Genomic DNA, 227 nt, shown 5'->3' on the forward strand with positions numbered 1-227 from the left:
GAGAAAAGAAGGAATTCAACTCGTGTTTTCAGCACAGATTTTAAGCGTTCAAAAGTACAAAAAATCTTAAAAAAAGAGCTGACAGTGCAGCAAATAAGCGATCTTTATGATGTGAGTCGGAGTTCGGTTTACAAATGGATCTATAAATACTCTACTTTAGAAAAAGGGACTAAATTGGTAGTACAAATGGAAAGTGAAGGGTTCAAAACTCAACAATTACTCGAGCA

The 227-nt window shown here is 34.8% G+C and carries 1 protein-coding gene; it reads left to right on the forward strand.

Annotated elements, in window-relative coordinates; all coding sequences use genetic code 11:
* On the forward strand, window positions 1-227 hold a 227-nt coding region (locus tag Q0954_RS34905; RefSeq protein ID WP_299466945.1), incomplete at both ends, for a helix-turn-helix domain-containing protein.

Origin of the sequence: uncultured Microscilla sp. (assembly GCF_947493425.1) — a bacterium.
Taxonomy (GTDB): Bacteria; Bacteroidota; Bacteroidia; order Cytophagales; family Microscillaceae; genus Microscilla.